8 protein-coding genes and 1 pseudogene are annotated in these 12336 nt (G+C 46.9%); 3 read left to right on the forward strand and 6 right to left on the reverse strand.

Annotated features, from left to right (window positions below):
- Positions 1 to 258: 258 nt before the first annotated feature.
- From C1I38_RS12105 to nrdR, 4 genes and pseudogenes are all read right to left on the reverse strand, one after another.
- A pseudogene (locus C1I38_RS12105) lies at positions 259 to 588 on the reverse strand (DUF3102 domain-containing protein); the annotation flags it as partial.
- A 310-nt stretch (positions 589 to 898) separates the two neighbouring features.
- Complete coding sequence (locus C1I38_RS12110; protein ID WP_119775051.1) at positions 899 to 1570, reverse strand: anaerobic ribonucleoside-triphosphate reductase activating protein; 672 nt, start codon at positions 1568 to 1570, stop codon at positions 899 to 901.
- A 91-nt stretch (positions 1571 to 1661) separates the two neighbouring features.
- Positions 1662 to 3785, reverse strand: a complete 2124-nt coding sequence (locus C1I38_RS12115) for a ribonucleoside triphosphate reductase (RefSeq protein ID WP_119775050.1) — start codon at positions 3783 to 3785, stop codon at positions 1662 to 1664.
- A gap of 82 nt (positions 3786 to 3867) precedes the next feature.
- Positions 3868 to 4326, reverse strand: coding sequence for a transcriptional regulator NrdR (nrdR, locus tag C1I38_RS12120; RefSeq protein WP_015043769.1), 459 nt, complete (start codon positions 4324 to 4326; stop codon positions 3868 to 3870).
- A 277-nt stretch (positions 4327 to 4603) separates the two neighbouring features.
- On the opposite strand from nrdR, the gene C1I38_RS12125 reads away from it, so the two are divergent.
- Positions 4604 to 5347, forward strand: coding sequence for a hypothetical protein (locus C1I38_RS12125; protein ID WP_119775048.1), 744 nt, complete (start codon positions 4604 to 4606; stop codon positions 5345 to 5347).
- Between the two features lie 67 nt (positions 5348 to 5414).
- On the opposite strand, the gene metH is transcribed toward C1I38_RS12125, so the two are convergent.
- Positions 5415 to 8918 (reverse strand): methionine synthase, encoded by a 3504-nt coding sequence (gene metH / locus C1I38_RS12130; RefSeq protein WP_243103661.1) that lies wholly within the window; start codon positions 8916 to 8918, stop codon positions 5415 to 5417.
- A 288-nt stretch (positions 8919 to 9206) separates the two neighbouring features.
- On the opposite strand from metH, the gene C1I38_RS12135 reads away from it, so the two are divergent.
- Positions 9207 to 9890 (forward strand): response regulator transcription factor, encoded by a 684-nt coding sequence (locus C1I38_RS12135; RefSeq protein ID WP_119775046.1) that lies wholly within the window; start codon positions 9207 to 9209, stop codon positions 9888 to 9890.
- Positions 9891 to 10008: 118 nt separating this feature from the next.
- A complete protein-coding gene (locus C1I38_RS12140) occupies positions 10009 to 11595 on the forward strand; it encodes a HAMP domain-containing sensor histidine kinase (RefSeq protein WP_119775045.1) in 1587 nt (528 codons plus the stop codon).
- A 20-nt stretch (positions 11596 to 11615) separates the two neighbouring features.
- Here the strand turns inward: C1I38_RS12140 and C1I38_RS12145 are convergent, their stop codons facing one another.
- The gene (locus tag C1I38_RS12145) at positions 11616 to 12332 is read right to left on the reverse strand and encodes a ZIP family metal transporter (RefSeq protein ID WP_119775044.1); all 717 of its coding nucleotides are present in this window, start codon (positions 12330 to 12332) and stop codon (positions 11616 to 11618) included.
- Between the last annotated feature and the right edge of the window lie 4 nt (positions 12333 to 12336).

The following is a 12336-nucleotide window of genomic DNA, read 5'->3' on the forward strand; positions in this document are numbered from 1 at the left end:
TTCCCTTTGATTTTCTTCCCGGGGTTGACATATACAGCCATCTTTCTGCTCCATTCTTACATAATGGAAATATTACTAATAAATACCATTGCAAAAATATTTTAACTTCTTTAATTTGCATGGTCAATCCTAAAAAATAATTTTGGTATTATTTAGGGAACTCCTTTTTATGTCACAACGGGGAGCACCATATTTTATGAGTCCAAGATTTTTTTGACTCACATGGGTATATTTTTCTGTAGTATACCTCCTCGAATTCGGATTCGGCTCCGAATTTGAGTTGGTAAGCTGTCCTTCTCCATACTCTTTGAAGATACGCATCAGTTTATTGGCCCTGCTCTGGGAGAAATCGACCGACTCCTCCAGCCACTTGCCCCATTCTCCGAACTTAAGCAGGGACTTGGCCTCCGTCAACCGTCTTCCAATCTCTACGGTGGCGGCAAGATAGACATTCTCAGCCTGATATTTGATCATGTTAATCTCAGCCGCTATGACATGCGGCGTGCGTCCGCTGATGACATCAGGTACTGTATTGCTTACTGGATCATTCTCCGGATCGGTTGCTGTATCCTTTGCTGGATACGTCATGATATCCACACTCCTTTGGACTAATTTCACTTCTAGGATATGTGGCCATGCTTAAAAGTGTACTACCTCAGTCGTTAAGCTTTTTATTATAAGGAAGTACCTTTCTTATTTCATTTCTTTTACCAGCTTTATCTAGGAATTCAACTTTAGGACTGCTGATCTTGTCCTGAGTAAACCTAAATACATGAAGAAAATAATAGTTTTCGCCAATATTACTGGTTATGATATTGTTTTCGTACTCTAATATTATCGTCAAAGGTATTGCTAACCACAAAAAATGGTTAGCAATACTTCTATTCATACTAATCTTCTATTTCAGGCCACGGACAGGACAATTCAGCTTCTCTCCCATTTCTTTGAGCCATGAGTCAGGATAAGCATCATAAGTTTTCCCGTCGAGCACGCCCTGGGGGGACTGGCGAAACTGCTGGAGCACCCAGGGAGTTTCATTTCCAAGGAACTCACGGATTAGCTTTAGATCTTCAAATGTATGCCAGACCGGCAGTACCGTAGTTCTGAATTCGTATGCAATTGTACTCGCCCTGATCCATTGGATGGTTTCAAACGCCGCCTCTCCGCTGTTTTTGCACGCGGTCAGCTTCTCGTATTTATCAGGAGTACATTTAATATCCATGGCAATATAGTCCAGGAAAAGAGCCAGCTCCCGGAGTTTTTCCGGGCTGCTTCCATTGGTATCCAATTTCACCTTGAAACCGAGCGCTTTGACCTCTCTTACAAAGGGATTCAGATCCGGGGATAAAAGCGGCTCCCCGCCAGTAAGACAAACACCGTCCAGTAATCCTTTCCTGGTCTTCATAAATTCAATGACAGCAGAAGGAGAAGTCCGCGACTTCTCCTTCTTGTTGACCAAAGCAGGGTTATGGCAGTAGCCACACTGGAAATTACAACCTCCAAAAAAGACCGTTGCTACGATATGTCCAGGATAATCGACAAGAGAGAAAGGTTCAATATCCATTAGCATCTGCGATCACCAATCCTTGTTCTGCTTTATACTAAATACCTGTACTCGTAAAAGTTTCTGCATAAAATAGATACGTTGTGACAACTTACCCTTATTTCGCTACCCCGTCAAACAGACTTGGCGTGACGCCCGTAACACGGTATTTTACGGTTTCTTGTTTCTCTTCCTGTTTGCCGGGATTCATGGCGGAGACCGGTCTATAGAAGCCGGTGACCCTCGTCATGACTAAGGTTTCCCTGCCGCACTCGGGACAGTTAAAATGTTCACCTTTGATATACTTGTGGTCCTCACAGATGCTGAAGGTTGGGGTCAGCGTGAAATACGGCAGCTGGAAGTTCTCAAACACCCTGCGTACGACGGCCTTGGCGACGGCAAGATCATCGAGACTTTCAGCCAGATAACCGTGAAGCACGGTCCCACCGGTATAAAGCGTCTGCAGCCCATCCTGAAGCTCGACGGCACGGAACAGGTCGCTGGTATAACCCACAGGCAGGTGGGTGGAGTTCGTGTAATAGGGTTCATTGTCACCAGCCGTAATGATATCGGGATAATGCTTTTTGTTGATTTTGGCCAGACGGTAGCTCGTACCTTCCGCGGGCGTTGCCTCAAGGTTATAGAGGTCTCCGTCTTGCTCCTGGAATTCCTGGATGCGGTCTCTCATATAGTTCAATGTTTCCTTGGCAAAATTCTGTCCGAAAACAGTGGTGATGTCATCGGCGTCCGAGGTAAAATTACGGATCGCTTCATTCATGCCGACCAGACCGATCGTCGAGAAGTGGTTCGTCCAGTACTTGCCAAATCGTTTTTTAATATCTCTCAGATAAAATTTGGTATAGGGATATAAGCCGTTGTCCGTCAGGATCTCCAGCGTTTTACGTTTGGTCTGCAACGAGGACCGGGCGATGTTCATGTGGTTATCAATCAATGTGATGAACTGATCCCAGTTGCCTTTAGCCAGATAGCCGTACAACGGCAGGTTCAGGGTTACAACGCCAATGCTTCCTGTGAGCGGATTGGCCCCGAACAGGCCACCGCCGCGTTTTCTGAGTTCCCTGTTGTCCAGACGCAGACGGCAGCACATGCTTCTGGCGTCCTCTGGATTCATATCGGAGTTAATAAAGTTCGCAAAATACGGGATTCCGTATTTATCGGTCATTTTGAAGATCGCTCTCGATACTTCACTGTTCCAGTCAAAGCCCTTCGTGATGTTATACGTCGGGATCGGGAAGCTAAAAATATTGCCGTCAGCGTCCCCTTCCAGCATGACCTCACAGAACGCCATATTGATGATATCCATTTCAGCTTGATATTCCCGGTACGGCGTATCCAGAAATTTGCCGTCAACCACAGCAGGTTCATCTTTAATGGCCGATTCGGCCGCCCGCACATCGAGCGTAATATTAAAGAATGGAGACTGGAAACCTACCCTGGTCGGGACATTGACATTGAAAATAAATTCCTGAATCCCCTGCTTGACTTGTTTATAATCAAGGTTATCTACTCTGACGAACGGAGCAAGATAGGTATCAAAGCTGGAGAGTGCCTGAGCACCGGCAGCTTCTCCCTGTAAGGTATAAACGAAATTAACGATCTGTCCGAGTGCGGAACGGAAGTGTTTGGCCGGTCTGGAGGTCGTCTTGCCTTCCGCGCCCCTAAAGCCCACCAAAAGCAGATCTTTGAGATCCCAACCGACGCAATATGGAGCAAGGTCTCCCATGTCATGATTATGTAAGGCACCGGAATCGTGCGCTTTGCCAACTTCAGCCGGAAGCAGGGACTGCCAAAAAGCATTAGTCGCTTTGCTGGTTACAAACCGGTTAAGCCCTTGAACCGAAAATCCCATATTGGAATTCTCTTTGATTTCCCAGGTTCCCAGCCCCAGGTAGTCGGAGAATAATTGATTGTTATCGTTTTTGGCACTTTCCTGATTGCGGATGATTTCATGCTGGAAGCGGTACCGGATATATGCTCTGGCGACATTGGTATTTCCTGTCTGCATCAGGACATCTTCGACTTTGTCCTGAATCTGCTCGATTTGGAAGCCTTCATTCTTGCTGTAAGCAGCTTCCAATTCTGAGAATACCCTGTCGGTAACGATCTTCGCCCAGTTCGTGACATTGGGGGTTTCGGTAGCGATAAAAGCCTTTTCTACCGCCTTGCGAATCTTTTCTTGATTAAAAATTTCTCTTCTTCCATCCCTTTTCACAACGTACATGGCTTAGTCCTCCTGCTCCCATATATATTTATTTGCATGGATATCCTGTCTTTATCGCAAGGATCTCAATTGGGGGACTGTTTTATTTGCGACGCTTTACCAGTCCGTTCAACTCCTCCATAAACTTCTGAATATCTTTGAACTGCCTGTAAACAGAAGCAAAGCGAATATACGCAATCTCATCTATTTCAAACAGTTTTTTCATGACGGCTTCGCCGACCAGTTCGCTCGGCACTTCGCGATCGTTGATATCACGCATTTCTCTTTCGATATCAGTGACCATTGTTTCCAGCTGCTCAGTGGACACGGGGCGTTTTTCACAGGCCTTGTTCAAACCCGATAACAGTTTGTGACGGGAAAAGGGCTCTCTTCTGCCATCCTTTTTCACGACAATCAGCTGAAAATCCTCGTAGCGCTCATACGTCGTAAAACGCTTTGTGCAGACATCGCATTCCCGTCTGCGTCGGATAGCAGTACCTTCCTCAATTTGTCTGGAATCCAACACCTTCGTGTCGTCGCTCTGGCAAAAAGGACAGCGCAATACCCTCATCCTTCCTATATCTTGTATACTCCTTATTTTATCAATACCATATATAGTAAGCAATCGCCTTTTATGGGCGTTTTTATGCATCTAAGGCCTTCTATATGGATAATTTTACGTTTTGCTTGCGATTTTAGTTCTTGAAGATTTTATGCAGAACATTACTTAAGTCCCAAATCATTGCAAAATAAATAAATCAAGACAAACACACTTCCGTCAAAAAAACATATCCTTTTATTGTAAATATATTCCATGATAACCATAAGGAGGAATCCCCATGAGTATTGGTCAACCCTCCTATCTTCTGCAAAAAGTTGCACCGATTGTACTGAGGGAACTTCAGCCATACATCGCCGGTAAAGTTGGCCCCCTCGTTGCTGAAAAGATTGGCATGCCCATTGCCAGGAAAGTCGGACTTCCACTTGCTAAAAGAATAGGTATTCCTGTAGCCCGTAAGACCGGTACCTTTTTGTTGAACCGGGTCGGCTATCCGCTTATTAACAAAGTCATTTTCAAAGGAAATTCCCCTTCATTTCTCTTGCCCGGAAATCCCCAGGCAAACAGTGGCACAGGAATAAAGACAATGATGACAGAAACAGGAAATGGTACTGGTACTGGAATAAGCACAGGTTCAGGTTCAGGTACAGTTACTAATACAAGTAAAGGTAGAAAAAGGACAAAAAGAACAGAAACCGGAATAGGACCTGAAGCAGGTGTGCGCACGAGAAAACAAATCAAAGCAGAAAAAAAGATTGAAAAGCAAAATAGACAGCGCCAAAAAACACGGAGAGGCTTGTTTAGTTTTGGTAAAAACCTTCAGTCTTTTCCAACTGGGATCCATCCGCAGAACCAAATTGTCCCCGGGCCGGTAGTTCCTTCTCCTAATCAGGAAGCACCGAGTACCTTCGCTCAGCCTGTTATTCAAAATCCAACTGTCCAAAATCCTTATGAACTATTTGATCAAAATCAGAATTATGCTTCAAGTCTATTTAATAGAAGAAGACAAAACTATGGTTTTTGAAAAATTTGAAATCCCGCCTCAGTCTCGAGACGGGATTTCATGCATCTATTAGCATCTATTACAGAGATCAACGGTTAATATTAAATATTTTAGCTTCGGGATGAGAAAAAACAACAGCGCTAACAGACGCTTCGGGGTCCATCATGAAATTCTCTGTCAGCGTTATCCCAATCTCCTCCGGTTTCAGCAGTCTGAATAGCTTGGCCTGTTCTTCCAGTGCAGGGTAGATCGGGTAACCCGGAGAAACCCGGATGCCGTTGTCAATCCCCCAGATTTTACGCATTTTTTCATGTATGATGTCAGCAAATGCTTCAGCCAGCTCCAGAGCCAGAACCTGAAGAAGAAAAGACTTCAGGTATTCACCCTTGTCCCGGTAATTCTCAGCCTTTTCTTTAATCCCCAGGCCGGTGGTCAGCGCGAACATTCCAAGATAATCATACGCCTGCTCCTGTCCAACATGCTTGTTCCGGGGGCGGACATAGTCAGCCAGACAAAGGCCATTGTCTTTTTGCTGACGCGGAAAGCTGAGTGCTTCAAGGACAGTATTCGAAGCTTTCAGATTCGGATTCGAATCCGAATCTGAATCCATAATAGCGACCGTATTTCCGTTCGCACAGGCCGGATAAAACGCAAATACCCCATTGACCGTAATTAGCTTGTGTTCTTGGATCTCTTCCAGGAAATCCTGAACAAATATCTGGATTTTGGCTGATTTATCTTGGGAAACATCTGCGGAATCCAGCAGGAGACTTTCTGCTGCCTTGATTTCTTCCTGGGAAGAGTGGCGCAGTTTGTTTTTGACACCGAGATAACGCCTCAGGATAAAAGGCAAATCGAGGTTCGGGATGATCTCCACCAACGGATAATCCAGGAGAATCTCCCTTTCCGTATACTGCGGACGGCAGACAGGTCCGTCAAAGCTGACCGGCGAAAATTTATTTTCGATGTGGTTGTCAGAAATACTGCCGGAGATACTGTCTGGGATGTTACCGGAAATCGTACCAGCATTACCAGCCTGATCATTATTTTTAGCCGCGTTATAGCTTCCGGAATCATTGGCTGACTTTCTTTTCAGACCATTCAGGAGATTCAGGCCATCCATGGCGTCGCGCGCATACAGGACCGGTCCGCCGTATTGCGGAGCGATCTTTTCTTCGGTATATTTTCGGGACAGAGCCGCACCCCCGAGAATCAACGGGATATTGATTCCGGCTGCCTGAAGGTCCTGGGCAGTCAGCAGCATTTGCTGGACAGATTTGACCAGAAGTCCGGATAAACCGATCGCATCAGGGGCCTCTTTCCTAGCCGCTTCTATCAGCTGTTCAGAACTGACTTTTACGCCAAGGTTAATCACTTTATAACCGTTATTGGCCAGGATGATCTCCACAAGATTCTTACCGATATCATGGACATCGCCCTTGACTGTCGCGAGCAGTATCTTCCCTTTGACCGCCTCTTCGGCTTTCTCCATATAGGCCTCCAGGATGGTCACCGCTGCCTTCATGACTTCGGCACTCTGCAGAACTTCAGCCACGATCAGTTGGTTCCTGTTAAAGAGGCTGCCGACTTCCTCCATCCCCTTCATCAACGGGCCGTTAATAATTTCGAGCGGCCGGTATTTCGTCAGGGCCTCGTACAGATCGTTTTCCAGACCCTCCTTGGAGCCTTCAACAATCGTTCCTGCCAGCCGTTCCTCAACGGAAAGCCCGGATGTCTGTTTTTGTTCCGTGACCTTTTTCTCTCGGTAAAAATCGGTAAAGGCTTTTAAGGTCTGGTCATTCGTATTTAAGAGCAGGTCTTCGGCCAGTTTTTTCTCTTCATGCGGAATCGTCGCATAACGTTCCAGTTTTTCGGAATTGACAATGGCGTAGTCCAGCCCGGCTACGGTATTCAGATAGACGAATACGGCATTCAGCACTTCCCGGCCTGCCGCAGGCAGACCGAAGGAGACATTGCTGATCCCAAGAATCGTCTTGCATTCCGGATATTTGGCTTTGATCAGGCGCAGGCCTTCAATGGTCTCAACTGCGGAACCGAGATACTTAGCATCCCCGGTCCCTACCGGGAATGTCAGCGGATCAAAGATAATGTCGGCAGCCGAAAGACCATATTCATACACCAGCAGATCGTAAGAGCGTCCGGCCACTTCGAGCTTGCGCTCCCGGGTCAGGGCCATACCCTGTTCATCGATTAAGCCGACCACGACTGCAGCCCCGAACTTTCGGAGCAGCGGAACAACATCATCGAAGCGTTCCCGTCCATTTTCAAGGTTGATCGAATTGATAATTGCTTTGCCCTGAATTAGCCGGAGTCCAGCTTCCAAAACCGCAGGATCGGTCGTATCCAGCATCAGCGGCACTTTGACTTTATTGACAACATGGGGTAGAAAACTGACCATATCCTCCAGTTCGTCCCGGTCGGGATTAGCCACACAGACATCTATGATCTGAGCACCCTTCTTGACCTGGTTTCGGGCAATCTCGGAGCCTTCTTCATAATATTCACCGGCAATCAGTTCCTTAAATTTGCGGGAACCGATCACATTAGTCCGCTCACCAACCAGAAGTGGCCGGTTGTCTTCTTCGGGCCAGACCGGTTCAAGCCCGGTGATACTGCTCCGTTCCGCTGCCATTGTCCGTCTTGGAGCGTACTTGGCCAGGGCTGCGGCCAGCGCTTCGATATGGCGGTCCGTCGTCCCGCAGCAGCCACCTGCAATGTTCAGCCAACCTTTAGCTGCATAAGCGGCCATCTTGCCGGCAAATTCTTCCGGTGTTTCGCGGTAGCCGCCGTCTTCGTCCGGAAGACCCGCGTTTGGGTAACAGCTCACGGCACAAGAGGCAATTCCCTCCAATGTTCTAAGGTGATCATTCATCAGTTCTGCTCCGGTACCGCAGTTCATGCCGACGGCGACCGGTTTCAGGTGCTGTATCGAAATATATAAGGCTTCAATATTCTGTCCTGCGAGCATCGTACCCGAAGGTTCAATCGTCACGGAAACGACCAGCGGCACTTCCCGCTCAAGTTCAGCAAAGGCGCGCTGGATCCCGAGTCCTGCCGCCTTGATATTCAGCGTATCCTGACAGGTTTCGACGATCAGCAGATCGACGCCTCCCTTAATAAGGCCAAGTGTCTGACGGCAATAAGCCTCTTCCAGGTCAGTAAAAGTAATACCGCCTCCAAAGGCCAGCATCTTGGTCGTCGGACCCATAGATCCAGCCACAAACCGGGGTTTTTCCGCTGTGGACCATTTATCAGCAGCTTCGCGGGCCAGCCGTGCCGCAGCCTCGTTGATTTCCATATCCCTGTCCCCGAGATGATATTCCCCAAGGACAATATTTGTACCTCCGAAGGTATTGGTCTCAATGATATCCGCACCGGCTTTCAGATAGGCCTCATGAATATCACGTACGATGTGAGGACGGGTGAGCGTCAGAATTTCGTTGCAGCCTTCCTGTTCAGGCCCTCCAAAATCTTCGGCAGACAGATCCTTCTGCTGAAGCATGGTCCCCATTGCTCCGTCCAGAATCAGAATTTTTCTCGCAAGCAATTCATTAAAAATCTGTTGTTTCATGGTCTCACCACTTCTTTGCAAACTTTTCTTCCAAGCTTCCCTTGGGTTTATCATATTATTTTACCATGATTATACGATTCGTCCAATCTATACATTTCGTATTTCCTGAGCAATCATTTTTGTATATTCTAAGCAGCATATCCGGATATTCTGAGCTGCAGAAAATTCTTGTGAAAATTGCTCAAATCGTTAAAATAGTTATATATGGCGATATTCAGACAAATAGGGCTATATTCAGTTTCCTTTCAGAATAATCGTGTATTTTAAAGATACAGGAGGAATAAATAGATGGCCAATAAATTCAGGATACTGATTGTGGATGACGACGCTTCAATCCGTCAGATGCTCAGCCTGGGGCTGAAGCAGGAGGGTTACGATATTGGAACAGCGGACAACGGAAAAAAGGCGCTGGAGATAATCCCGGTCTTTGAACCTCATGTCATCATCCTTGACATTATGATGCCGGTCATGGACGGATATGAACTATGTGAATCCATCCCGGAAATATCCGGTGCTTCCATAATTATGCTGACTGCCAAGGATACATCCAAAGACATTGTCAAAGGCCTGCGCCTCGGAGCGCATGACTATTTAGTTAAACCTTTTCACTTTGAAGAGCTGCTGGCCCGGATTGAGGTTCAGCTGCGCAACCGTTTCCCCGACCTTTCCGGCAGAAGAACCATTGGCCGATTTACGATCGATGAGCTGAAGAAGTCTATTCTGCTCGACAATCAGCCTCTGCAGCTTTCTCCTACCGAATACAAACTGCTATCCTATCTTTTATGGAACAGCAACCAAACACTGAGTAAAGAACAAATCCTGATCCACATCTGGGGTTACGATTTCGAAGGAGAGGACAATATTGTTGAGGTATATATCCGCTATCTTCGAGAGAAGCTTGGTGATCTGGACCACACGATTATTAAAACTGTCAGGGGCCTTGGTTACCACCTGCAGACGGAACAGCAGTAACTGGCAGTCTACACGAGATATCAAATATCAAGCATTTTACACAGGAATATCATGACGCATTGAATGTTTAACATTTTAATTGTTGTGCTTTAAGTATGATCACATTAGGGAGATCATCATGAAAATTCACCCTCTGGAAAAACTGAATATTTGGCGGCAATCCCTGGTAGGGCAGCTCCTGCTGCGTTTCTGGGTGTGCCATATCATTTTTTTTACGTTAATTGGGGCTATTCAGTATACTTCCTTGAAAAATTCCCTGTATCAGAGCGTGGAGCAGAACCTGCTTTCAGACTATTACGCCATACGGAACAGTATGGGGAGCTGGCTTTCAAGCAGTGAGTTTCCTCCGGGAAGATTCTCCGAACTCCGCCCGGGAAATTTTGTGGCGTTTTATACCAGCGACTATCAACTTAAATCGATTGTTTACAGCTACGGCAAAGCGAACAGTACGGTCCCGAATCTCAGCCGCAGCCAACTGCAGTTTGATCTTGCTGAGAAGGCGAGATCCGGCGGATGTTTTGTTTTTCAGGATACCGACGAACAGCAGTATATGCTGATGGTGGCCCCGGTCGTAACGAACCAGCTTTCGGTAAACAGTCTCCCCCTGGAACAAAACAACGATATTCAGCCCTATGCGGGCTATGCTTTGATCGGTCAGCCGCTGGCTGAACAGGACCTGATCTTGAGCCGAAATCTCAGAGGATATACTTTTAACGCGATCATCATTATTCTGCTCAGTACATTTTTTACAGCGCTGGTTTTGCAGAAACCATTGGAACCGCTTCTGAACATTTCCTCTACGGCCCGCAAGATTGCCGCCGGCCGCTATGACCTGCGCCTTCCGTATATGAATACCGCTTCGGAAATTCAGCAGCTTCGGGAAGCTTTAAACCATATGCTCGGACAGATGGAAAATGCTCTAAATACGGAAAGATCGGCTAAAAACCGGATGGCCCGGTTTATTGCCGATGCTTCTCATGAACTCAGGACTCCGCTGACCTCGATCAGAGGCTTCCTGGAAATACTCCAGCGGACGGGTATGGCAGACAAAGAGACTTTGGATGCCGCCCATCAGACCATGCTGATCGAGACGGAAAGACTGATCAGGCTTACCGAGGGTCTTCTGACCTTAAATCGGATCGCCCAGGAAGAAATAAACAGCGATCATTCCGAAGAGCTTAATTCCGGACTGCACGATGTGCTTCCTGAGCTTATGCCGCTTTTGGCCCCGCTGCTTAAAGACCGTACTTTCAGATTCAACGGCCAGGATTTCCGGACAATTGACGATTTTGTCTCAGAAGTCCTGGATACGTCACAAGTGCTTCCATTAAAACCTGATGAACTGAAACAGATTCTGTACAATCTTGTCAATAACGCTATTCAACATACACTTTCCGGTGGAACGATTGATATCCTCGCTAAATCGGAAAATTCCCGTTTTATTCTATCCGTCAGGGATAACGGTGAAGGAATCCCGGCTGAAGACGTTCCTCATATTTTTGAAAGGTTTTTCCAGGGAGACCGTTCCCGTTCCCATGGAAAAGGCCAAGGATCGGGACTTGGCCTGGCAATCGTATCCGAACTGGTGTCCCTTCGCGGAGGAGAAATACGGGTCGAAAGCACTCCTGGAGAAGGAACGTCCTTTACGATTTTTTTCCCGCTGGTTCTCGTGAAAAACGATAGCTTGATGACACAAAATAATTGATTGATATGCCACAGATAATTCTATGACAGGATTAATGCCAGAATAAAGCCGAGCATGATGCCGACATTGGCATATTCACTGTGGGAATGGTGGCTTTTCGGAATCAGTTCGTCACTGCTGATATAGATCATTGCTCCGGCTGCAAACGCCAGAAAGAAAGCGATGATGAGCGGAGAGATCAGGCCAAGAATTATGCCCAGCCCGGTACCGAGCAGCGTTGACATACCGGTCATGGTCGTAATCAGGACGACCCTCGATTTCCGGACGTTGGCGAGACACAGCGGCATCGCCACACAAAGACCTTCAGCAATATTATGCAGACCGATTGTCAAGGCTGTCATGACACCCATGTGATACGATACTTCGCTGGTCGCGCCGATCGCGATCCCTTCGGGAAGATTATGCAGTGTAATTCCGAGCGCGATAAAATACCCCATCTTGGCATAGTTACTCAGATCCGCTTCAACCTTGTGAATGTGCGGCATTGAAATATCCACCAGAAACAGAAACAGAGCCCCGGCTGCAAAACCGGCAATACAAATGATACTGTTGCTCATGTCCAGGCTGGTCGGAATCAGACTTAAGGCAGATATCCCGATCATGATTCCTGACGCAAATCCGAGCGATATTGAAAGTATCTTGTTCGTGATATTTTTTATCGAGATAGAGATGACAGCGCCAAGTCCGGTAACAAGACCCGCTATCAGCCCGTAGAGTAGAATGGTAATAATAATCACTCCG

Source organism: Dehalobacter sp. 12DCB1 (genome assembly GCF_004343605.1).
Taxonomy (GTDB): domain Bacteria; phylum Bacillota; class Desulfitobacteriia; order Desulfitobacteriales; family Syntrophobotulaceae; genus Dehalobacter.

Bases quoted from the DNA above. Each gene is read 5' to 3' on its own strand.
- C1I38_RS12110 (WP_119775051.1), bottom strand. From the start codon at position 1,570: ATGCTAATGGATATTGAACCTTTCTCTCTTGTCGATTATCCTGGACAT.
- C1I38_RS12135 (WP_119775046.1), top strand. From the start codon at position 9,207: ATGGCCAATAAATTCAGGATACTGATTGTGGATGACGACGCTTCAATC.
- C1I38_RS12115 (WP_119775050.1), bottom strand. From the start codon at position 3,785: ATGTACGTTGTGAAAAGGGATGGAAGAAGAGAAATTTTTAATCAAGAA.
- C1I38_RS12140 (WP_119775045.1), top strand. From the start codon at position 10,009: ATGAAAATTCACCCTCTGGAAAAACTGAATATTTGGCGGCAATCCCTG.
- metH (WP_243103661.1), bottom strand. From the start codon at position 8,918: ATGAAACAACAGATTTTTAATGAATTGCTTGCGAGAAAAATTCTGATT.
- C1I38_RS12125 (WP_119775048.1), top strand. From the start codon at position 4,604: ATGAGTATTGGTCAACCCTCCTATCTTCTGCAAAAAGTTGCACCGATT.